Here is a 21,409-nt window from a genome sequence, read left to right as displayed (position 1 = left end):
GTTCCCACCAGGCTCCGGCCGCCTTAGCCGCCGTGACCCGACTTGGACGCGGGCGCCATCTTCATCGGGTAACCGCAGTCCTTCATCGCCATGTCGGTCTTCGCCTCGGGGGCTGGGACCTTGATGTTGTGACGGAAGACGTCCTTCGGGTTGGCCGGCGGCGCCGAGGCCCGATAGGTAAAGCCCGCGTCGTCCGACGCAGAGGCCAGGGCCGGCGAACCGGCGATCGTGGTGAGAGCGGCCACGGCGAAGGCGGCGGCCAGGGTCTTGGAGATTTGCATTTTGATCGTCCAGAAAGGGTTCGAAGAGCCGCGCGAAGGCGGCGCTCGGGTCCCGGACGCGGCGACAGGCGGACGCGCGCAGGCGCGCCCGCGCCGACACGGCGCGGGAGAGACCCGCGTCAGACGCAGGTCAGGTTCAGGCGATCAGTTTGGGTGGTCGTTCGTCCCGCGGCGGCGCGTGGGCGCGCAGCGGGTTTGAGGCTGCCGCCGTCAGGCGCATCGGTTCGATGGCCGGCAGCTGGATGTCCGAGACCGGCAGCGGGGCGATAGTCGCGCACATGGCCGCGCAAACCTGGGCGCAGGACTTGCCGTCATGCGGAGCCTTTTGGTTTTCGTCGCAGCACGGGTCATGGGTGGCCTTGGCGTCCATCGACTTAGCCGTCGGCGCATCCATGCTGGCCATGGCCTCCGGTCCGGCCTTGGCGCACTCGACCTGCGCAGCCGCGACACTCATCGGGCTGATCAGCAGGGCCAGAACGGCCAGAAGGGCGAACAGGTGTCGCATGCGCCTTAGTAGTTAGGTCGAGAGGCCGACCTTGTCGATCCCCAGGACGGCTACGCTTGGTGTCTGACGGGAATATGGCGGGCAGGTCTAGTTTCTGGATCGGCCTCAATGTCCGCAATTGGCGCAGCGCGGACTTCTAGAAGTGACCTTTATGCAACTATAGATTGCCGTTCTCTTTAGCAAATCCGCTTGCCATAGCGTCAGCCTTTCGGTCGAATTCCTCGATAGATTTAAGTAAACGCGTGGCGTTTGCGGGAATCCGCAAGAGGTAGCTCGTCTCCTCATAGGAAGCGAATTCCTCCCAAGACATCAACACCGCGGCTGGACGGCCCCGATCGCGGGTGATGATGACCGGCTCATGGTCGGTGGTCACCGTGTCGATCATGGCGGCGAGGTTCTTGCGAAGGTCGCTGCAGGACATGATGCGCATGGCGTTATTCTCCGACGGTTGCGTCCATTAGGCTAGGCAAGCGCCACGTCGGGGTTGAGTTTCGATTTAATGGTTGGCGAGTTGCTCAGGCGGGCAAAGGTCCGAAGTTCCTTATCCTTATCGACCGGTGCCCCAGGTGCGGGGCCGGATTGGCTTGGAGCACCGCGAGGGAGGTTCACCTCTGCGCTCGGTGCGACTTCGATCTGAGGTCGGCAAAGACGGACACTGTGCCGTTGGAGGCGCGCGAGCCGCTCAAGTTCCTTGCGGACTTAATGAACGTAGATCCGCAGGGGGAAATCGGGGAGGACGTAGAGATCCCGGCGCTGTTGATAGGCGCGCGCCGGTCTGACGTCTTCAAGCTCCTAGTTAGCTTTGCTTCCTTTATCGCAAGCGCCAGGAGTGCGTGGAATCTCTCTGAACATCCTCCGTCGGCCAGGGCCGACTTTCTGGCGGATGCCGTAAACTTCCTGAGGGATTACCCATATTGCTTCGACCATCTTGCTGAGCCGAGCCGGGGCAAGGAGTTCGCCTTCATCAGTAGGCTGCGTCAGCGCCTGCAGAGCTCTCCCGACGTCCTGCGGCTCCTGGAAAAACTCCTTTCTGACTGGGAGCCCTGTCGCCACGGGATCCAGAGAATCAAGCGGGACCGAGAGGCTGCTGACTGTCTGACGGTGCGTGAAGCGGCCGAGGAGATGAGAGTCGACAACGCCACTGTCCGAAAGCTGGTGGAGAGCGGTCTCCTGAGCCCGGTGAGCTCCCGAGGAGAGGAGCGGCATTACGATTGGCTTGCCAAATCTGATGTGCTGTTCGCTGCGCGTAGTCTGGCTCAGCGAATGTCTCTCCGTGAGTTTTCCTTGGCCTGCCAGTTGCCGGCCAGCGGTGTGCTTCAGCTTTGCAGCGCGGGCCTGGTTAGCGAGAACCAATGTCAGTTCGTCAGGCTGCTTCACCCGTTGCCGCAATTCGATCGGTCAGAGGTCGAAGCCTTTGTCGAGCGATTGCGAGCGCGCATCGATTTCGCGCCGTTCGGGATGGGGACCTTGAGCCTTCAGGACCTGTTTCATGGGATTGGAGGACAGCGAAAGCCGTGGAGCGCCTTTATCAGGTCAGCTTTAGGCCGGGAGCTGAAGCTATACGCTGACGAGGGGGCCGCAGGTCAGCTGAGCATCAAGGACCTTCGAGTTTCGGAGGCCCTGGGCCGGGAGGTCATATGTGGTCGACGACCGGATCTCCTGGTGGTGCCTGTGGCCCCCTCCGAACACCTAACTCCGAGGAACTTTAGCCGGGGCGAAGTTGAGCAGCACCTCAATTGCTTTCCACGCGACGTGGGCTGGCTGGTCAGCAACGGCCGGCTCCACCCCGACTACCTGGCTGACCAGGTCGATGTGCTGGGGCGAGAGCTGATCTCGTCGCGCGAGATCGCTTGGCGATGGCGAGTGTCGCCAGCCATGCGCGATCGTCTCGGTGTTGATCACGGCATCCAGCGCTCCTACGGCCCATTTTGGCGTAGACAGGAGGTAGAGTCTCATTTCGCGAGGATGTTCCCCACGGGGCAGCCACTCGCGAACTAGGGCCAGCCTTAAGTTGGAAATGGCGTTTCCGGGCCAGCGTTAGGTTGTTTTCTCAGGTTGTGGCTTGGGTCGACCTATAAGGTTTTCAATGCCTTAGTGGGATCGGCCCAAGTTGCAGCGACACTTGCTCAGCCGCGCTTAGCGGGGAGCGACAGCCATTCCAAGACTGGCGCGAGCCGGCGGGCCGAATGCGTGGCGGTGTTCGCGCCGACGTCCAGTCGCGCCCGTGCGATCGGCCAATGCGGACTACCCGCCGCCGAAGATGAAGTCGGCCTTGTAGTAGCCCTTGGCGGGATCGAGGATATCGATGGCGAACGGCGCCGAGCCGTCCGCCAGGTCGGTCAGCCAGGCTGCGTTGGACCGGGCCATGACGCCGAGATCGGCTTTCTCGGCCTCGGCCAGCAGCCAGCCGACCATGGCCGCCTTGGCGCCGACGCCGTTGGGGCCGTCGCCGCCATAGCTGGCGAAATAGTCGACGCGGGTGTCGATCAGGGCGTGGACCTTGGCGTCGGTCGGAACGCCGCCGAAGATCGCGGCATAGGCCTTCCGGGTGGCCTCGAACAGCGTCAGCGCGCCGTAGTCCGCCGTGAACTTCGCGGCGCCCTCGCCGACCTTGCCCAGATTGACCGCGAAATTGATGTAGCGGTTCTCAAGATTGAAGGTCTGGTAGTAGGCGCTGTTGAGGTTGTTGCCGTTCGGCCCGGTCGGCGAGACCAGATAGTCGATCCCGCCCTGGCCCGGGATCTTGCCCGTGAAGAACAGGTAGCTGAGGGTCGCCACGGAGGTCGTCTGGTCGGCGGCCTTGACGGTCTCGGCGATGGCGGCGGCCTGGGTGATGGCGCCGGCGGCGATCTTGGCCGTGAGATCGGCCGTCAGAACGCCGCCGGCGCCCGCTGCGGCGCTGGTCCGCAGCAAGGAGGCGACCGCCAAGCCCACCACGGGGTCGCCCAAGCTGATGCTCTTGTCGGCGAAGAGCAGGGTTTCGACATTGACCAGGACGTCGGCGCCGTCGCGCGGATTGGCGCGCGTGTCGGCGACGGTCCAGCCCGACGCGCCGACCCCGATCGTGTAGTCCGCCGCCGCGCCGCCGTAGCGCGCCTCGTCGGTTCCGGCCCCGCCGTCGATCCGGTCCGCCCCGGCCCCGCCGATCAGGATGTCGGCCCCGTCGCCGCCGCTCAGCGTGTCGTCGCCCGCGCCGCCGGCCAGCACGTCGGCGCCGGCCAGGCCGTTCAAGGTCTCGTCGCGGGCGTCGCCGATCAAGGCGTCGGCCGAGGCGCCGCCGTTGACGCTGGTCCCGGCGTCGGCGGCCAGGTGGACGGTGACGTGTTCAGCGCCGTCCCAGATTCCGCGCCAGGCGATCACGTCCACGCGGCCATCGCCATTGACGTCGGCCGCCTGCAGCCGGTCGTACTGCGAGATGTTCAGCCAGCCCTCGGGCAGCTGGATGAAGCGGCCGGCGCCGTCGTTCAGGAATGCCGCCTGTTTGTGGCTGTTCGACGCCAGGAGGTCGACATGGCCGTCGCCGTTGAGGTCGATCAGCTGGGTGCGGGTGTACCAGTCCTCGGTCGTTTGCGTGGGCAGGCGCCTGGCGGTCTCGTCGGTGAAGCCGCCCTTGCCGTCGTTGATCCAGATCTGGGTCGCGCCCGGCTTGAACAGGTCGACGACCGTGGTCATCACCAGATCCAGCTTGCCATCGCCATTGATGTCCGCCGCCTTGGCGTCGATCACGCTTTCGGTTGCGCCGTTCTTGGGCATCGCGAACGAGGACAGGGCGGTGAAATTACCCTTGCCGTCGTTCTTCAGCAGCCGCGCGCTCTGGGTTTGGGTTTCGTTGGGCGTCAGCAGCAGGTCGAGATCGCCATCGCCGTCGGCGTCGAACAGCAGACTGGCCGGCGAGTTGTACTGCCCCGCGACGATGTCGGCCGGCAGGCCCGCGCGGCTCAGGGTGAAGTTGGCCGCGCCGTCGTTGATCAGGATGTATGACGCCTCCTCGGTCCCGCCGTTGTAGTTGCCGACATAGAGGTCGATGTCGCCGTCCCCGTCGATGTCGCCGGCGGCGGCCGAGTGGCTGTAGTCGGCCAAGGTCGGCAGGCGCGACGTGGCGTTGACCACGCCGGTCGCCCCCGACGACAGGACCAGCGCGTTGCGCGCGCCGGGGAACGGCGCGGCGTCATAGCCGTGGTCGGCGAAGAAGGCGTCCGCGCGGCCGTCCTTGTTGAAGTCGGCCACCACGATCTGGCGGCCGTGCACGGTCACCGGCGGCTGGTCCCCGAACAGGGCGGTCGTCGCGTCGGTGAAGTTCCCGGTCCCGTCCCCGGTCAGCACCCGGATCGGAACCGCGCGGTCCTCCAGCGGATAGAGGAAATAGGAGAGGGCGATGTCGGCCTTGCCGTCGCCGTTGAAGTCCGCGACCGCGATCTCGTGAGCCGACGCGGCCGTGAACCCCGCGCGCAGCGTGAACGTCAGGTCCTGGGTCTGGAACTTGGTGGCCATCGAACTCTCCTCGCGCGGACGAAACGTGGGCGGTCGCGCGACCTCAGCTAATCCACCTCTCCGGGAGCGGGCATCGCCGTTTGTAGGGTGTGGACGTCCGGGCCGGTCCGCGCCAAGGTCCCGACACGCGCCGTGGCGTGTCCGATTTTTCGAGGGTGTGCGTGTCCGTGGCTTCGAGGTCGATGCTTGGCTGAGAATGATCTCGCCGACGAGCCGCGCCTGCCGATCTTCCTGCGCGCGGTGCTGGAGGACGCCGACGCGGTCCTGGCGGCGGCGCGGGCGGCGCCCGACAGCCTGGCCGACCTGATCGAGACCGACGCCGCCCAGGCCGAGTTCCTGCCTCTGTTCGATCCCCAGAGCATCGCCGCGGCGGTGCTCGACGCGCGCGGCGTGGTCAAGGTCGCCTCGCGCCTGTTCGCCGAGGAGGGCGGGGAGCGCTACATCGATCCCGGGCTGGCCCAGCGCGCGCTGCGGTCCGGCAAGCCGGTCGTGGTTCCGGTCGCCGTCGAGAGCGACGCGGGTTCGGAATCGGTGATCTTCGTCTACGCCTCGGCCGCGATGGCGTTTCCGCTCTGGCGCCTGCCGCCGGAACTGGCCGCCGAGGCGCCGGCGGGCAAGGTCGTGGTGCTGACGACACTGGCGGCGCGGGCCGAGCCGATCGAGCGCGCCTGCGCCGCGTTCGGCCTGACGGGCCTGCAGACGCGGATCGTCTTGGCCGTCGTCCGCGCCGGATCGATCAAGGCGGCGGCCGGGAGGCTGGGCATTTCGCACGTCACCGCCCGGGAGGCGCTGTCGGACGTCTATCGCCGCACCGGCGCCCGTCGGCTCCCCGAGGTGGTGGGGCTGCTGTCGGGCCTGGCCTTCGGCTTGATGCCGTCTCAATCAGACCATGCGCCGCTGCTGGTCGATGTCTGGGGCCTGACGCGAAAGCAGGCCGCGATCACGCTGCTGGTCGCCAGCGGCGCCTCGCGGGAGGAGGCGGCCCGCGCGCTGGGCCTGTCGGTCGCGGTGGTGCGCAAGGACCTGGAGCAGGTCTTCGCCACCCTGCGGGTCGGATCGGCCAGCGAACTGGCGCGCACCGTGTCGACCATGCGGGCGCTGGCCGCGCTCCTGGGCGCGACGCGGGGGCAGCTGGGCTTCGCCGATCCCCGGGCCGAGCCGCTGCGCCTGCTGCCCCGCGCCGACGGCACGCGCATCGCCTGGAGCGAGTACGGCCCGGCCGGCGGCCGCCCCGTGCTGATCGTCCATTCCAGCATGACCTCGCGTCAGGCGCCCTCGGGCCTCGTGGCGGCCTTGCAGGGCGGGGGCTTTCGGGTGCTGTCCGTCGACCGGCCGGGCTTTGGCATGAGCGACCCCGTCGCCGGGCTGCGCGCGGGCGAGCACGATCCCTTCGACGCGGCGGCCGGCGACCTGATCGCGCTTCTGGACGCCCTGCGGCTGCCGACCATCGACATCGTCGCGCGGGGCGGGGCCCAGGCGGTGCTGGCGCTCGCGCGGCGCGCGCCCGAGCGGATCGGCAGGGCCGTGCTGGTCAATCCGGATCCGCCGTCCGGCGCGGACGGCCACCGGCACGGGCCGCTCGGCGCGTTCAAGGAGGCCTATCTGCGCCGTCCCGAGCTGATCGGGACCTTCGCGCGCCTGCTGGGGGGCAGCCTGACGCGGGAGCGGCTGCAGCGCATGGTCCGCCAGTCGATGCGCGGGAGCCCGCCGGACGAAGCGGCGGCCGCCGATCCCCGCATCGCCGAAGACTACTGGCGGTCGGTGCGGATGTTCGCCACCGGGCGGATCGAGGGCTATGTCAACGAGCAGGTGGCGATCGCGCGCGGCGGCAAGCCCGCCCCGATGCCCGGCCTGACCGACTGGTCGGTGCTGATCGGCGCGTATGACACGATGCACGATCCCGACCATGTCGAGCGCTATTGGCGCGACGTCTTGCCCGACAGCCGCTTCACGCGCGTGCCCGGCGCCGGGCGCTTCCTGGCCATGACCCACGCCAACCGGGTGCTGGACGCCTTGCGCGCCTGACGCCGGTTCGCGTCAGGGCCGCCAGACCAGTTGGGTTTGGCCCTCTGGCTTGAGCGCGCCGCCGAACGGCGCTGAGCGGCTGATTATCCGCTCACGGATGATACGCGCGCGGTCGGGCGGCGCCAGGCTGGGCATGCCGCGCGTGGCCATGTCGTTCGGTCCGCCCAGCCCTATCTCATTGAGCACGATGGGCGTCAGTCGCGCCGATCGGCAGCGGCCGCCGTCGAAGACGCATTCGACGATCGCGCCTTCCCAGTCCTCGGGCGGATAGGCGCCGGGCGGCTTCTCGGTCTGGAAGATGAAATTGCCCAGGCCGAAGAACAGCGGGACGCCGCGATGGATCTCGACGCCTTGCAGCAGCGGCGCGCCGTGGCCGACGAACACCGAGGCGCCGGCCGCGGCGCAGCGATGCGCGAAGGCCCGCTGCCAGGCCGGAACGTTCGCCAGATCCGGCTCCCAGTCATGGTTGTGCTGATAGGCGATGACCGCCTGGGCCCGCTTGCGCGCCTCGGCGATGGCCGAGAGGATCCGGGCGGCGTCCTCCTCGACGGGCTGGCCCGAGGCGTCGCGGCGCAGTTCGTTGACGCCCGGCCGCGCGGCGGTGGCCGCCCCGCCCTCGCGGACCTTGCCGGTGGCGAAGGCCACCAGGCCGACGGTTCCGGCCGGGGTGGCGCGGAAGGCCGGCGACGCCGCCCGGACCAGATCGTGCCCCGAGCCCGCCGATACGAGTCCCGCTCGCTCGATCGCCTCGACCGTGTCCAGGATGCCGCCCGAGCCCAGGTCGAAGGCGTGGTTGTTGGCGGTGGCCAGCAGGTTGACGTTGACGCTCTTCAGCGCGTCCAGCACCGCCGGCTCGGCGGTATGCAGGGTCAGGGTCTCGCGCGTGGGCGCGCCGGCGCGGGCGCCCTGGATCACGGTCTCCAGGTTCGTGAAGCAGACGTCGGCGCCGCTCAGCTGGCGGGCCAGGGCCGCGCGGCCGGGCCACTGGGCGTCGGGCAGGGCGTGCTCGACCAGAGCCTGACCCAGCAAGGTCACGCGTAGGCCGCGCGGCTTGGATAGGGTTGGCGAAGCCATGGACGCCAGCCCCGCCAGAAGAAGTTGCCGCCGATCCATCCACGTCCCCCGTCGTCGTCGCCGAAACCATAAGCCGCGCGGCCGAAAACGGGCCACGTCATGACCGGCGCGCATGGAACGATGTTCCGCCGCTATACCATTGTGAGCGTTCGGGACGACTGCCACCGTCGCGGCGTAACGGGGGCGTTGGCATGAACGAGACGATCGAGCCGCAGAGCGCGGGGGAACGACGCTGGCGGCGACTGCTGGACCGCATCGAGCGGGTGGGCGACGCCTTGCCCGATCCGGTGTTCATCTTCATCGGCTGCATCGCGCTTCTGGTCCTCGGCTCGGTGATCGCCGCCGCCCTCGGCTGGAGCGCGGTCAATCCGGTCACCGGCGCCCACCTGCACACCGAGAGCCTGCTGTCGCGGGACAACCTGGCCAAGCTGCTGGTCGACATGCCCGACACCATGACCAAGTTCCCGCCGCTGGGACTGGTGCTGGTGGTGATGCTGGGCGCGGCGGTGGCCGAACGGTCGGGCCTGTTCGGCGCGCTGCTGGGCGACGCGGTGCGCAAGCTGCCCAAGTCGATCCTCAGCCCCTGCATCTTCGTGATGGGGGTGATGTCGCACCACGCGGCCGACGCGGCCTATGTGGTGCTGATCCCGCTGGCGGCGCTGATCTACGCCGAGGCCGGACGACATCCCCTGGCGGGCGTCGCCATCGCCTATGCCGGCATATCGGGGGCCTTCGCGGGCAACTTCATTCCCGGCCAGTTCGACGTGCTGATGCTGGGCATCACCGCGCCGGCCGCCCAGCTGATCGACCCCAGCTTCGTCATGAACCCGCTGGGCAACTGGTGGTTCACCCTGGCGATCGGGACCCTGTTCACGCCCATCGCCTGGTGGGTGACCGACCGCGTGGTCGAGCCGCGCCTGGGAACCTGGACCCGGGCCGACACCGCCGCCGTCGCGCCCGACCTGGCCATCGAGGAGATCGGCGAGGCCCAGAGGCGCGGCCTGCGCCGGGCGGGGATCGCGGCCCTGCTGGTCATCGGCCTGTTCGCCGCCCTGACCCTGTGGCCGGGCTTCGCGCCGCTGATCGACCAGGAGGCCGTCGGCCCCAAGCGCATGACGCCCTTCTACCAGGCGCTGATCGCGGCCTTCATGCTGCTGTTCCTGGCCACCGGCTGGGCCTATGGCTCGGCCACCGGCGCGGTGAAGTCGCACCGCGACATCGTGGCGATGATGGCCGAGGGCATGCGCGCCATGGCCCCCTATCTCGTGCTGGCCTTCTTCGCGGCCCACTTCGTGGCGATGTTCGCCTGGTCCAAGCTGGGGCCGGTCATGGCGGTCGAGGGCGCGGAGCTGCTGCGGACCATCGGCCTGCCCAAGCCGCTGCTGCTGCTGGCCCTGCTGATCATGTCCTCGATCCTGGACCTGGTGATCGGCTCGGCCTCGGCCAAGTGGAGCGCCATGGCGCCGATCGTCGTGCCGATGCTGATGCTGCTGGGCATATCGCCGGAGATGACGACGGCCGCTTACCGGATGGGCGACTCGATCTTCAACATCGTCACGCCGCTGGCCTCGAACTTCCCGCTGGTCCTGATCATCAGCCAGAAATGGCGGCCCAAGTTCGGGGTCGGGTCGATGATCGCCCTGATGCTGCCCTACACGATCGGCTTCGCCGCCGCCGGCATGGCGCTGGTGCTGACCTGGGTCGGCCTTCACCTGGCGGTGGGACCCGGCGCGGCCGGGACCTATACGCCGCCGTCGCCCGCGTCCGCCGCCGTCTCGACCCGCTAGATCCTTCGTCGGGCGCGTGGTGGCGACGCCCTGAATCCAGGCGGAAAACGCCCATGGCCATGCTCTCGGCGCATGGGGGGATGCGCCGGACCAATGGCGTTGCGCGCCGAAAGACGCCGCTTCTAGGCTTTCATCGTCGCAAGGGGAGCACGCGCGGTCGGCGCGGCTAGGCGACAAAGGGGATTTCCAAGAATGCTCGTGAACCTTCGCGCGCTATGCGCCGGAACCGCCTACGCCGCGCTGCTGGCCGGCGTCGCCGTGACGCCCGCCTTCGCCCAGACCGCCGCGCCGTCGGCGACCGCGACCGACACCGTCGAGGAAGTGATCGTCGTCGGTTCGCGCATCCAGCGCCGGGACGCCGACACGGTCGGCGTGGTTTCGACCCTGACCGAAGCCGACATCAAGAATTCCGGCGCCAACTCGGTCGGCGAGCTGCTGCAGAAGCTGCCCTCGGCGGGCGTGAGCCTCAGCAGCAACGGCACGCAGGGCACCTCGTACGGCGCCAGCTCGATCAACCTGCGCTACCTCGGCGGGGCAGAGGGCAGCGGCAACCGTGTGCTGGTGCTGGTCGACGGTCACCGCTGGGTCGACGGCGTCGGCCAGCGCGGCTTCCGCGACTTCGTTGACCTCAACACCATGCCGCTGGGCATGATCGAGGGGATCGAGGTGCTGAAGGACGGCGCCTCGGCGATCTATGGCTCGGACGCCATCGCCGGCGTGGTCAACATCAAGTCGGCCCGCGACTTCGACGGGATGAAGGTCCAGGCCAAGTACGGCGTCAGCTCCGAGGGCGACGGCCAGTCCTATTCGGGCGTGGCCAATTTCGGCAAGCGGTTCGACCGGTCGGCCGTCCTGGTCTCGCTGAGCTATGTGAAGGACAAGCCGATCCTGACCTCGGATCGCGACCTGACCCGCGTGACTTTGGTTCCGCAGACCGCCGTCGGCACCAGCCCCAACGGCCTCTACATCCTGCCCGGCCTGTCGAATAACAGCTACTTCGGCACGGCGGCGGGCTTCGCCGCCTCGGCCAGCCCGGCGGCCTTCAATCCCGGCGCGACGATCGGCGCCGGCGCGGCCGCCGACAACGCCTTCCACACCGCCGCTCTGCCCGGCGACTACTACAACACCCAGGCCCAGGGCATCTATTCGGCTGGGCCTAGCGAGCGCTGGGGCGTCTACACTCGCTACACCGCCGACCTGAGCGACAAGGTGCGCTTCAAGGCCGAGGGGATGTTCAACCAGCGCAAGTCCGACCAGCTGTTCTCGCCGGTCCTGCTGGACATCGGCGGCACGGCCGGCACGATCCGGGGCTTCGCCATTCCCAGCAACCAGGCCTTCAACCCGTTCGGCACGGCCAACGGCGTGCCCGTGGCCAACGCCGTCGGCTTCGCGGCCAACCAGGCCTGGCGCATCCGCAAGGTGATGACCGAAGTCGGCAATCGCGACAACGTCCAGAACGTGAAGACCTACCGCGTGGCGGGCGGCTTCGACGGCTCGGTCGCGCTGTTCGGCCGCGACTGGAAGTGGGACGTCTACGCCCTCTATTCCAAGAACAAGATCAACTCGCGCGCCCTCAACAGCGTGAATTACGACAAGCTGGCCCTGGGTCTTGGCGCGTCGTGCGCGACCACGTCCGGCTGCGTGGCGATCAACCTGTTCGGTCCGATGACGGCCGCCCAGGCCGACTACATCCGCTACACGGTGGTGGAGTCCAACAGCACCTCGATCTTCGACGTCAGCGCCAACATCACCGGCGAGCTGCTGGACCTGCCCGCCGGTCCCCTGGCGATCGCGGCCGGCGTCGAGCACCGCAAGAACAAGGCCGTCGACAATCCGGATCCGTTCGTCAACGCGGCCCCGACCTACATCCCGACCCCGGCCTCGGGCGCGACCTTCGCCAGCAACACCACCACCACGGGCCAGACCCGCAGCGCCACGCGGGGCCAGTACAGCCTGAACGAGGCCTATGTCGAAGCCGCTGTGCCGCTGCTGAAGGACCTGCCGCTGGCCAAGGCGCTGGATGTCAGCCTGGCCCTCCGCTACTCGGACTACGACACGGTCGGCGGCGACAGCACGGCCAAGATCGGGATCGGCTGGCGGCCGATCGAGGACATCCTGGTGCGCGGCACCTATGCCCAGGGCTTCCGGGCCCCGTCGATCCTGGAGCTCTATCAGGGCGGTCGCCAGACCAGCTTCCAGGGCACGGATCCCTGCAACGGCGGCGCGGCCGCCAATCCCACCCTGCCGGGCTGCGCGGGCGTGCCGGCCGGCTACAACCAGGCCAACTACAATCTCAACGGCCTGATCGCCGGCACCATCTCGGGCAACACCAAGCTCAAGGCCGAGACCGCCGACACCTACAGCTTCGGCGTGGCGCTGAAACCGCGGTTCGCGCCGGGCCTGACGGCCACGGTCGACTGGTACCAGATCACCGTGAAGGACGCGATCGCCTCGCAGTCGGCCACCCAGATCCTCAGCCTCTGCGCCCAGCAGGGCGGGGTGTTCTGCGACCTGGTCACCCGCGACGCCTCGACCGGCGCCATCACCAACCTGCTGCAGGGCGCCCAGAACCTGGCCGAGATCGAGACCTCGGGCGTCGACGCCACGATCCGCTACGAGTTCGGGACCCGCTTCGGCCGCTTCGCCGCCGTGCTCGACACCTCTTATCTGGAGAGCTTCAAGACCACGAGCCCGAACCCGACCGGCGGCGCGCCGATCGTCGACGAGCGAGCCGGCAAGGGCGACCAGCCGCGCTCGACCTATCCGCACTGGAAGGGCCAGGCCTCGCTGCGCTGGGACCAGGGGGCGTGGAACGCGCTGTGGCGCGGTCGCTATATCGGCGAAACCACCGACGCCGTGAACACGGTCAAGGACGCCAAGACCAAGGCCATCTTCTACAACGATCTCGAGGCCGGCTATCAGTTCGAGCGCTACGACACCAACCTCAGCGTCGGCGTCAGCAACATCTTCGACAAGGCCCCGCCGGCGTCCTACGCCAACGCGCCGATCAACTACGACATCTACACCTACGACGCCCGCGGACGGTACGGCTACGTCCGCGTCTCGGCGAAGTTCTAGGTCATGCCGGCGGCGGCCGACGGCCGCCGCCGCGCGCTTGAGGATTGGCTGTGAGCGACCCCTCCATCCCCGACATCGACGACAAGCCCTCGGGCTTCATCGTCCCGGACGATGTCCATGTGACCCGCGACGTGATGGTGGTCATGCGCGACGGCCTTCATCTAGCGACGGACATCTATCGTCCGGCCCGGAACGGCCAGCCGTTGGACCAGGCCCTGCCGGTGCTGCTGGAGCGCACGCCCTACGACAAGCTGGGCACGAACCACGGCGATCGCACGCGCCAGAATCCGGTCCCGCGCTCCAAGCCCGAACTGGCGGTCGACTTCGTGCGCGGCGGCTATGTCGTCGCCCTCCAGGACTGCCGAGGCCGCTACGGCTCGGAAGGGGTATTCGAGAAGTATCTGAACGAAGGGGAAGACGGCTACGACACCGTCGACTGGCTGACCGCCCAAGCCTGGTGCGACGGCCGGGTGGCGACGCTGGGCCTGTCGTACGGCGCCCACGTCCAGAGCGCCCTGGCCTGCCTGGCGCCGCCGGCCCTGGCGGCGATGTTCCTCGACTCCGGCGGCTTCTCCAGCGCCTACCACTCGGGCATCCGCCAGGGCGGCGCGTTCGAGCTCAAGCAGGCGACCTGGGCCTACAAGCACGCCCTGCTCAGCCCCGCCACCAAGGCCGACCCCGCGCGCCGGGCCGCCCTGGAGACCCAGGACCTGCGCGCCTGGTTCCGCCTCATGCCGTGGTCTGAGAACCACTCGCCCCTCAGCGCCGCGCCCGAATACGAGAAGTATCTGCTCGAGCAATGGCGCAACGGCCTGTTCGGGCCGTACTGGACCCAGAACGGCATCTATGCGCGCGGCTTCTACGACGCCTATGTCGACGCGCCCATGGTGCACATGAGCAGCTGGTTCGACCCCTATGCGGTCACCGCGACCGAGAACTACCTGGCCCTCTCCGCCCGCAAGACATCGCCCGTGAAGCTGATCATGGGGCCCTGGACCCATGGCCAGCGGTCGGTCACCCATGCCGGCGACGTCGACTTCGGGTCCGACGCGCCGCTGGACGGCGCCCTGGCCGAGAGCTTCGTGGCTCTCCGGCTGGCCTGGTTCGACGCCTGGCTGAAGACGCCGCCAGGGCCCGATCCCCTGCCGCCGGTGAAGCTGTTCGTGATGGGCGGCGGCTCCGGCCGCAAGACGCCCGAGGGGCGGCTCGACCACGGCGGCCGCTGGCGCGACGAGACCGCCTGGCCGCCGGAGGGGGTGGAGGCCACCGACTATTTCCTGGACGTCGACGGCGGGCTCACGGCCGACCGGCCGCGCGAAACCCAGGCCTATCGCGAATATGTCCATGATCCGCTGCATCCGGTGCCGACGATCGGCGGCGCGATCGCCTCGGGCGCGCCGATCATGGAGGCCGGAGCCTTCGACCAGCGCGAAGGCCCGCGGTTCTTCGGCAGCGAGGCGTTCGATCGCCCGCTGGCCGACCGCGACGACGTGCTGGTCTTCCAGACGCCGCCGCTGGAGGCCGATCTGGAGGTCGTGGGTCCGATCCGCGCCGAGCTGCACATCGCCTCGGACTGTGTCGACACCGACTTCACGATCAAGCTGATCGACGTTCATCCGCCGTCGGACGACTATCCCGAAGGCTTCGCGATGAACCTGACGCACGGCGTCCTGCGGGCGCGCTATCGCGAGGGCTTCGACCATGAGGTCCGCCTGGAGCCCGGCCAGGTCTACGTCCTCGAGATCGAGGCCTTCCCGACGGCCAACCTGTTCCTGAAGGGCCACCGCATCCGGCTTGACGTGGCGTCGAGCAATTTCCCCCATTTCGACGTCAATCCGAACTCGGGCGAGCCGGAAGGCTACGGACTCACTCCCCGGCCAGCGCGAAATCGCGTCTATATGGACGCCACGCGGGCCTCGCGCCTGTTGCTGCCGATCCTGAAACGCTGATCGCGAGGGCCTGAATGAAGCTGAACCTGCGAAGCCTGGAAGCCTTTAGGGAAACCATGCTGAGTGGTTCGGCCACCGCGGCGGCCGGCCGCATGGGCCTGACCCAGCCGGCCGTCAGCCGCCTGATCGCCCAGCTGGAACAGGACGTCGGCTTCGAGCTGTTCTATCGCGAGAAGGGGCGCCTGAGCCCCACGCCCGAGGCGCTGATCATCTACGAAGAGATCGACCTGGCCTTCGGGGGCCTGGAGCGTGTCGACGCCCTGGCGCGCGACATCGCCGAGTTCAACACCGGCCTCCTGAAGATCGTGGCTCCGCCCAGCCTGTCCGAAGGCGTGCTGTCGACGATCCTGCCCGGCTTCCTGGCCCGCTTTCCCAAGGTTCGCATCGCCATCGAGTCGCGCAGCACCGAGACCGCCCGCGCCATGGTCGCCAACCGGACGGTGGACTGCGGCTTCGTCAAGCTGCCGCTGGACCGCAGCGACATCTCCACCGTCACCCTCTCCACCAGCGAGACGGTCTGCGTCCTGCCGGAAAACCATCCGCTGGCGCAGCACCAGTTCCTGACTCCCGAACTGCTGCGGCACGAGCCGCTGATCCTGCTGGGGGCGGGCACCTGGACCCGCCGCCAGATCGACGACGCCTTCCGCGAGCGCGGCGTGCGGCCGGAGGTCAAGGTCGAGACCCATACGGTCGGATCGGCCTGCGCCATCGCCGCCGCCGGCATGGGCGTAGCGATCGTCAACGCCCTGCTGGCCGGGAGCTTCGCGCGTCCGGGCGTGGCGATCCGCGTCTTCCGGCCCCAGATCCTGCACGAATACGCCTTCATGACCTCGGCCCTGGCGCCGATGAACCGACTGGCGGCGGCCTTTCTCGAGGAAGCCCGCAGCCATTTCGCGACCGCCGCGCGCTAGGATCGCGCCCGCGCCTCGGCCAGGTCCAGGTCGCGCGTCAGCCGGGAGCGGACGCCGTCATTGACCACGCGCTGGCGTACGAGGCCGCGCAGCGCCTCGCGCTCGGCTTCCAGCGCCGCGAGGCGGACCTCCTTCTCGAAGGCGTGGCTGCGGCGGGCGGCGAGCGCCACCTCGCCGGACTGGGCCAGGCTGTCCAGGCGGTCGCGATAGACGTCTGCGACGCGCGCGGTGGCGGCCTGGAAGTCGTGGTCGGCGGCGTGGGGCGAGGCGGTCATCAGGTGCTCGACCGCGAGGATCGCCGCGTTGGCCAGGTTGATCCGGGCCTGCTCGGTCTGTTCCTGGCTGTCGGCGTCCGGCGGCAGCTGCAGGTTCTTGAGCAGCAGGGGTAGGGAGATGCTGGAGATCAGCAGCGACAGCACAATGACGCCCGCCGCGAGGAAGATGGCCAGGTCGCGGGCCGGGAAGGGCGCGCCGACCGCGGTGACCAGCGGCAGGGTCAGGACGCCCGCCAGGGTGATGGCCCCGCGCGCGCCGGCGCAGGCGGTGGCGGCGATGATCTTCCAGTCGGGGCTGGCGCGCTCCTCGCCCCGGCGGCGCGCGCGCAGCAGGGTCAGTTTCAGCGAACCCCACACCCAGGCGAAGCGCAGGGCCCCCAGGCCCAGGGTGATGGCCACGACATAGACGCCCAGCCACCAGGCCTCGTGGTGACCGGTGGTGTGGACGGTCTCGACCGCGCCGGCCAGGATCGACGGCAGCTGCTCGCCCAGCAGCACGAAGATCACGCCGTTGGCGGTGAACTGCAGCGTGTCCCAGACCATGTTGCGGCGGACCCGGGTGGCGGCCACGGTCTGGCGGGCGGCCTCGGAGAAGCTCATGGCCACGCCGGCGGCGACGGCGGCGAGGATGCCCGAGGCGTGGACCTTTTCGGCCAGCAGATAGGCCGCGAACGGGATCAGCAGGCTGACCAGGGTCTGGGGGCCGGCGTCCTCGGCGCTCTTGCGCGAGATCCAGGCGTTCAGGGTGGTGACGACCAGGGTGGTCAGCACGCCGATGGCGACGCCGGCCAGGGCGACCCAGGCGAAGGTCAGCACCGCGTCGCGCAGCACGAAGGTCCCGGTCAGGGCGGCGGCGACCGCGAACCGCAGGCAGACCAGGCCCGAGGCGTCGTTCAGCAGCGACTCGCCCTCGAGGATGTGCATCAGTCGCTTGGGGATCGGCACCCGCTGGGCGATGGCCGACACCGCGATCGGGTCAGTCGGCGAGATCACGGCGGCCAGGGCGAAGGCGACGGCCACCGGCATGGCCGGGATCATCCAGTGAATGAACAGGCCCGCCCCCACGACGGTCAGCACCACCAGACCCAGGGCCAGCTCCAGGATCACCGGCAGGTCGCGGAAGAAGTCGTCCTTGGGAATGCGCCAGCCGTCCAGGAACAGCAGGGGCGGCAGGAACAGCAGGAAGAACAGCTGCGGATCCAGCGCCACCGGCGTCTTGGTCACCAGGGCGATCAGGGCGCCCAGGCCGATCTGGACCAGCGGGGCGGGGACGGCCAGCGGCAGGAAGCGCGCGGCCGCGCCGCTCAGCACCACGGCGGCCAGCAGCGCCAGGACGATCTCGACGGTCTGCATGCGGTTCTCGGATCCTTTCTAGGGCTCGTCCTCGGGCGCCAGGCGATAGCCCAGCCCCGGCTCGGTCAGCAGCAGCCGGGGCGAGGCCGGCTCCTCCTCGATCTTCTGGCGGACCTGGCCGACCAGCACGCGGACGAACTGGGCGTCGACCTGGGCGTCGGCGCCCCAGACGGCGGTCATCAGCTGGCGGTGGGTGACCACCCGGCCGGCGTAGCGCGCCAGGCTGCGCAGCAGGTCGTACTCGCGCGGCGTCAGGCGGACCTCCTCGCCCAGCACCGAGACGCGGCGGTCGGCGAAGTTGATCTCCAGGTCGCCGCACCGGAAGCGGGCGCGGGCCGAGAAGCGGCGGTCGCGGCCGCGCATGGCCGCCCGCAGCCGCGCCAGCAGTTCGCCGACGCCGAACGGCTTGTTGACGAAGTCGTCGGCGCCGAGATCGAGGGCGGCGATCTTCTCCTGCTCCAGGTCTCGGGCCGAAAGCACGACGATCGGCACCTCGGACCATTCGCGGATGCGCGTGATCACCGCCTTGCCGTCCATGTCGGGCAGGCCAAGATCGAGGATCACCGCGTCGCAGCCCTCGCGCGCCAGGTGGGCCAGGGCGGCCTGGCCGCCGTCGGCGACCGACACGGCGTAGCCCGCCGCCTTGAGCGCCGGCGTCAGGGCCCGCACCAGTTGCGGCTCGTCGTCGACCAGCAGGATCTGGGCGGTGGTCATGAGGCGGACATCCTCGGGAAGATCAGGCTGACGACCAGCCCCTGGGCGCCGTCCGCGCGGCCGGCGGCCGCGATCGAACCGCCCATCGCCTCGACGAGGCCCCGCGCGATCGAAAGGCCCAGGCCCGTGCCCTGGCTGGCGCCGGCCGAACGGGGCGAGCGGTAGAACTTCTCGAAGATCCGCTCCAGATCGGCCTCGGGCACGCCGGGTCCGCCGTCGGCGACCTCGATCAGCACTCGCTCGCCCTGTTCGAGCACGCGCACGGCGATCGGGCCGCCGTCGCGTCCGTAGCGCGCGGCGTTCTCGAGCACGTTGCCCAGCGCCTGGTCCAGCAGGATCGGATCACCCTGGATCATCGCCTCGCCCGCGTTGGTCCGCGTGATGTCGCAGCCCAGCCGGACCAGGCGGTCGGCGGCGCGGTTGACGACCTCGGCGGCGGCGAAGCCCTGACTCTCCAGCGCCAGGGCGCCGGATTCCAGCTTGGTCATGCTCAGCAGGTTGGCGACGAAGCGGTTGAGGCGCTCGGCCTCCTCCTCGATGGTCGTGACGAGGTCGTGCTGGACGTCGGGCGGGAACTGGCCGCCGAACGCCTTCAGGCTGCTGGCCGAGGCCAGGATCGCCGCCAGGGGCGTGCGCAGGTCGTGCGAGATCGACGACAGCAAGGCGTTGCGCAGCTGCTCCGTCCGGGCGGCGGCGGCGATCTCGGAGCGCTGGGCCGACAGGCGAGCGCGCAGGATGGCGGCGGCGCCGAGATCGGCCAGCACCTGGATCAGCCGATCACTGTCGGGGTCGGGCACGCCGTCCGCGCCGCGCCAGGCCACGACGCCCAGCTCCGCGCCGTCGGCGACCAGTTCGCGGACCCACCAGCCGGGCTCGCTGAAATCGGGCGGCGTGGGCGGCGACGACAGTGCGTCACCGTCGGGCGGATAGCTCCAGACGAGGGACTGGTCGACCATCGCGGCCTCGCCCTTGGCGGCCGCCGCCATCTGCTCGACGATCAGCATGCGGATGGCCATTTCGTCGTCGGCCGACGACAGCTGGCGGCTGGTCTCGAACAGGGCCCCGGTGGCGCGGGCGCGGATCATGTTGCGGTGGGCGGCGTCGCGCAGGCGCCCCGTCAGGCCGCCGGTCAGCATGGCGACCGCCAGGAAGGTCAGCAGCACCAGCACGTCCTCGGGCGAGGCGAACTGGAAGGTGAAGCGCGGCTCGACCAGGTAGACGTTGTAGATGGCGAAGGCGAGCAGGGCCGCGAAATAGCCAGGATAGGCGCCCTGGGTCACGGCGGTGAGCAGCACGCCGGCCAGGAACACCGTCGACAGCCGGGTGGTGTCGAACAGGCGATAGAGCAGCTCGGCCGCGCCCGTGGCGATCAGCGTGTAGACCAGCGCCACGCCGTAAGGCCGGAGGCGGCTCGCGGCCCGCGGAAATTCGGCAGGGATGTTTTGCGGCATTATCGCCCTGGGCAAGCAACTCGCGCGTCGGTCGGGCGGGACAATGCGCCTCACAGGGGGATGGAGGAAGCATCAGAGGGAGCGACCGACGCGCGCCCGGCGCGTCGCGGGAAGGACAGCATGTCGATCCCGTGCGCGCGCGGCAATTATGCGGCCGTTATGCCGAGGTCGTTATAAGGTTCTTATGCTTGAGCTTGGCGCGGGCGGTCGGCTGCATGGCGACGAACCCCCGCCGTTGGATACGCCATGTCTCGCTCGATTTCCGTCCCGCTCACGCTCGCTCCCCTCGCCCTCGTCGCCGTCCTGGGTCTGTCGGCCTGCGCGTCCAAGCCCAAGCCCGCTCCGGTCGCCGCCGCGCCGGAGGCGCCGCCCGCGCCGGCCAGCGGGCCCGAGGCGCCGCCTAGCCTGGCGGAAAGCGCCGTGTCGCGCAGCCTGCAGGAAGAGTTGGCCGCGGCGGCCGGCGATCGCGTGTTCTTCGCGCTCGACAGCCACGACCTGACCGGCGAGGCCCGCTCGACCCTGACCGCCCAGGCGCAATGGCTGGCGAGCCGTCCCGAGGTGCGGGTGCTGATCGCGGGCAATTGCGACGAACGCGGCACGCGCGAATACAATCTCGCCCTCGGCGCGCGTCGCGCGTCGGCGGCGCGTGATTTCCTGGTCGCCCAGGGCGTTGCCGGCGCCCGGATCCAGACGGTGTCCTACGGCAAGGAGCGCCCGATCGACGCCGGCGCGACCGAGTCCGCTTGGTCGCGCAACCGCAACGCCGGCGCCGTGGTCCTGGACCTGGCTCCGCGTTGAGGCGTCAGCTGCCGCAATAGGCGGCGATCACGCCCGCGCAGGGGTCGTAGGGCGCCGGGGCGGCGGTCGTGGTTCCGCCGCCGCCGGCCGTGGTCGCGCCTTGCAGGTTCACCAGCACGCTGACGCCGCCGGCGCCGTCGGTGGCGGCGGTGGTCAGGTTGGCGCTCTGGCCCTCGGCCCGCAGCTGGGCTTGCACGGCGGGCGCGGTCGCCACCTGCTGGGCCAGGTCGGGCGCGACGGCCGAGGCGATCGAGATCGCCACCCCGGCGCTGATGATGTTCGAGGCCACGGCCTGGATCAGCGCGGCGGCGATCTGCTCGGGGGCGGCACCGCTCCGGGCCAGGGCGGCCGCCACGGCCGCCTGGATGGCGGCCAGCTTCTGGGCGCGGGTCAACCGGGCGAAGCCGGGCTGGCTGGCCGCGCCCTGGGCGGCGGCGGCGATCTGCTGCTGCTGCAGCGAGGCGGCGCTGACGGCCGGGGCCTGCTGGGCGAGGGCGGCGTTCGGCGCGGCCGCCGCCAGCAGGCCCAGGGCGAGAGCGGAAGCAATAAGGCGACGGACGGACATGGAGTAGCTTCCTTTCGAAGAGGTTTCGAAAGGGAGGCAGCGCTCAAGAGCGACATTCGACAAGCATAAGGAAATTATACTGCCGCTGAGGATTCGTCGAAGTCTTCTCAATGTCCAGTTTATACGGCGCGACCCGCCATCGACTGCGATCG

At 69.4% G+C, this 21,409-nt stretch carries 16 protein-coding genes; 7 read left to right on the top strand and 9 right to left on the bottom strand.

What is annotated here, in order from left to right; genetic code table 11:
• Positions 1-23 precede the first annotated feature (23 nt).
• The 3 genes from K8940_RS20415 to K8940_RS20405 form a co-directional block, all read right to left on the bottom strand.
• Positions 24-281, bottom strand: a complete 258-nt coding sequence (locus tag K8940_RS20415) for a hypothetical protein (protein ID WP_223391877.1) — start codon at positions 279-281, stop codon at positions 24-26.
• 136 nt (positions 282-417) lie between these two features.
• Positions 418-786 carry a hypothetical protein gene (locus K8940_RS20410; RefSeq protein ID WP_223391876.1) on the bottom strand — a complete coding sequence of 123 codons (369 nt, stop codon included), beginning with the start codon at positions 784-786 and terminating at the stop codon, positions 418-420.
• Between the two features lie 157 nt (positions 787-943).
• On the bottom strand, positions 944-1,216 hold the full coding sequence (locus tag K8940_RS20405; protein WP_223391875.1) for a type II toxin-antitoxin system Phd/YefM family antitoxin: 273 nt from the start codon (positions 1,214-1,216) through the stop codon (positions 944-946).
• A gap of 272 nt (positions 1,217-1,488) precedes the next feature.
• On the opposite strand from K8940_RS20405, the gene K8940_RS20400 reads away from it, so the two are divergent.
• Positions 1,489-2,784, top strand: coding sequence for a hypothetical protein (locus K8940_RS20400; RefSeq protein WP_223391874.1), 1,296 nt, complete (start codon positions 1,489-1,491; stop codon positions 2,782-2,784).
• A gap of 246 nt (positions 2,785-3,030) precedes the next feature.
• On the opposite strand, the gene K8940_RS23910 is transcribed toward K8940_RS20400, so the two are convergent.
• Positions 3,031-5,277 (bottom strand): FG-GAP-like repeat-containing protein, encoded by a 2,247-nt coding sequence (locus tag K8940_RS23910; RefSeq protein ID WP_317847009.1) that lies wholly within the window; start codon positions 5,275-5,277, stop codon positions 3,031-3,033.
• 186 nt (positions 5,278-5,463) lie between these two features.
• Here K8940_RS23910 and K8940_RS20380 point away from each other — a divergent pair, with 186 nt between their 5' ends.
• Positions 5,464-7,302, top strand: coding sequence for an alpha/beta fold hydrolase (locus K8940_RS20380; protein ID WP_223391873.1), 1,839 nt, complete (start codon positions 5,464-5,466; stop codon positions 7,300-7,302).
• Positions 7,303-7,314: 12 nt separating this feature from the next.
• Here the strand turns inward: K8940_RS20380 and K8940_RS20375 are convergent, their stop codons facing one another.
• A complete protein-coding gene (locus K8940_RS20375) occupies positions 7,315-8,337 on the bottom strand; it encodes a CapA family protein (RefSeq protein WP_223391872.1) in 1,023 nt (340 codons plus the stop codon).
• Positions 8,338-8,567: 230 nt separating this feature from the next.
• Between K8940_RS20375 and K8940_RS20370 the strand changes: the two genes are divergently transcribed.
• The 4 genes from K8940_RS20370 to K8940_RS20355 all read left to right on the top strand — a co-directional run bounded on the left by K8940_RS20370 (position 8,568) and on the right by K8940_RS20355 (position 16,101).
• Complete coding sequence (locus K8940_RS20370) at positions 8,568-10,163, top strand: AbgT family transporter (protein ID WP_223391871.1); 1,596 nt, start codon at positions 8,568-8,570, stop codon at positions 10,161-10,163.
• A gap of 192 nt (positions 10,164-10,355) precedes the next feature.
• Positions 10,356-13,241 carry a TonB-dependent receptor gene (locus K8940_RS20365; protein WP_223391870.1) on the top strand — a complete coding sequence of 962 codons (2,886 nt, stop codon included), beginning with the start codon at positions 10,356-10,358 and terminating at the stop codon, positions 13,239-13,241.
• 134 nt (positions 13,242-13,375) lie between these two features.
• A complete protein-coding gene (locus K8940_RS20360) occupies positions 13,376-15,190 on the top strand; it encodes a CocE/NonD family hydrolase (protein WP_223395925.1) in 1,815 nt (604 codons plus the stop codon).
• Between the two features lie 14 nt (positions 15,191-15,204).
• On the top strand, positions 15,205-16,101 hold the full coding sequence (locus K8940_RS20355; RefSeq protein WP_223391869.1) for a LysR family transcriptional regulator: 897 nt from the start codon (positions 15,205-15,207) through the stop codon (positions 16,099-16,101).
• Here K8940_RS20355 and K8940_RS20350 read toward each other — a convergent pair.
• From K8940_RS20350 to K8940_RS20340, 3 genes are read right to left on the bottom strand one after another with little or no spacing between them, the layout of a single operon-like run.
• Positions 16,098-17,729: a Na+/H+ antiporter gene (locus K8940_RS20350; protein WP_223391868.1), complete on the bottom strand. Its 1,632-nt coding sequence runs from the start codon at positions 17,727-17,729 to the stop codon at positions 16,098-16,100. The genes K8940_RS20355 and K8940_RS20350 overlap by 4 nt on opposite strands.
• A gap of 18 nt (positions 17,730-17,747) precedes the next feature.
• Positions 17,748-18,443, bottom strand: a complete 696-nt coding sequence (locus tag K8940_RS20345) for a response regulator (RefSeq protein WP_223391867.1) — start codon at positions 18,441-18,443, stop codon at positions 17,748-17,750.
• Positions 18,440-19,834 carry an ATP-binding protein gene (locus K8940_RS20340; RefSeq protein WP_263285784.1) on the bottom strand — a complete coding sequence of 465 codons (1,395 nt, stop codon included), beginning with the start codon at positions 19,832-19,834 and terminating at the stop codon, positions 18,440-18,442. Before K8940_RS20340 ends, K8940_RS20345 begins: the two co-directional genes overlap by 4 nt.
• A 306-nt stretch (positions 19,835-20,140) precedes the next feature.
• Here K8940_RS20340 and pal point away from each other — a divergent pair, with 306 nt between their 5' ends.
• The gene (gene pal, locus K8940_RS20335) at positions 20,141-20,692 is read left to right on the top strand and encodes a peptidoglycan-associated lipoprotein Pal (RefSeq protein WP_223391865.1); all 552 of its coding nucleotides are present in this window, start codon (positions 20,141-20,143) and stop codon (positions 20,690-20,692) included.
• A gap of 4 nt (positions 20,693-20,696) precedes the next feature.
• Here the strand turns inward: pal and K8940_RS20330 are convergent, their stop codons facing one another.
• A complete protein-coding gene (locus K8940_RS20330) occupies positions 20,697-21,257 on the bottom strand; it encodes a hypothetical protein (protein WP_223391864.1) in 561 nt (186 codons plus the stop codon).
• Positions 21,258-21,409: the final 152 nt, after the last annotated feature.

Source organism: Caulobacter segnis (assembly GCF_019931575.1).
Taxonomy (GTDB): domain Bacteria; phylum Pseudomonadota; class Alphaproteobacteria; order Caulobacterales; family Caulobacteraceae; genus Caulobacter; species Caulobacter segnis_C.
The sequence above is the reverse complement of the archived record's forward strand: the minus strand, read 5'-3'. Positions and strand labels throughout refer to the sequence as shown.

What these genes read in the sequence shown, in the direction of transcription:
- K8940_RS20415 (WP_223391877.1), bottom strand. Translation starts at nt 281, where the DNA reads ATGCAAATCTCCAAGACCCTGGCCGCCGCCTTCGCCGTGGCCGCTCTC.
- K8940_RS20410 (WP_223391876.1), bottom strand. Translation starts at nt 786, where the DNA reads ATGCGACACCTGTTCGCCCTTCTGGCCGTTCTGGCCCTGCTGATCAGC.
- K8940_RS20405 (WP_223391875.1), bottom strand. Translation starts at nt 1,216, where the DNA reads ATGCGCATCATGTCCTGCAGCGACCTTCGCAAGAACCTCGCCGCCATG.
- K8940_RS20400 (WP_223391874.1), top strand. Translation starts at nt 1,489, where the DNA reads ATGAACGTAGATCCGCAGGGGGAAATCGGGGAGGACGTAGAGATCCCG.
- K8940_RS23910 (WP_317847009.1), bottom strand. Translation starts at nt 5,277, where the DNA reads ATGGCCACCAAGTTCCAGACCCAGGACCTGACGTTCACGCTGCGCGCG.
- K8940_RS20370 (WP_223391871.1), top strand. Translation starts at nt 8,568, where the DNA reads ATGAACGAGACGATCGAGCCGCAGAGCGCGGGGGAACGACGCTGGCGG.
- K8940_RS20365 (WP_223391870.1), top strand. Translation starts at nt 10,356, where the DNA reads ATGCTCGTGAACCTTCGCGCGCTATGCGCCGGAACCGCCTACGCCGCG.
- K8940_RS20360 (WP_223395925.1), top strand. Translation starts at nt 13,376, where the DNA reads ATGGTGGTCATGCGCGACGGCCTTCATCTAGCGACGGACATCTATCGT.
- K8940_RS20355 (WP_223391869.1), top strand. Translation starts at nt 15,205, where the DNA reads ATGAAGCTGAACCTGCGAAGCCTGGAAGCCTTTAGGGAAACCATGCTG.
- K8940_RS20350 (WP_223391868.1), bottom strand. Translation starts at nt 17,729, where the DNA reads ATGCAGACCGTCGAGATCGTCCTGGCGCTGCTGGCCGCCGTGGTGCTG.
- K8940_RS20345 (WP_223391867.1), bottom strand. Translation starts at nt 18,443, where the DNA reads ATGACCACCGCCCAGATCCTGCTGGTCGACGACGAGCCGCAACTGGTG.
- pal (WP_223391865.1), top strand. Translation starts at nt 20,141, where the DNA reads ATGTCTCGCTCGATTTCCGTCCCGCTCACGCTCGCTCCCCTCGCCCTC.
- K8940_RS20330 (WP_223391864.1), bottom strand. Translation starts at nt 21,257, where the DNA reads ATGTCCGTCCGTCGCCTTATTGCTTCCGCTCTCGCCCTGGGCCTGCTG.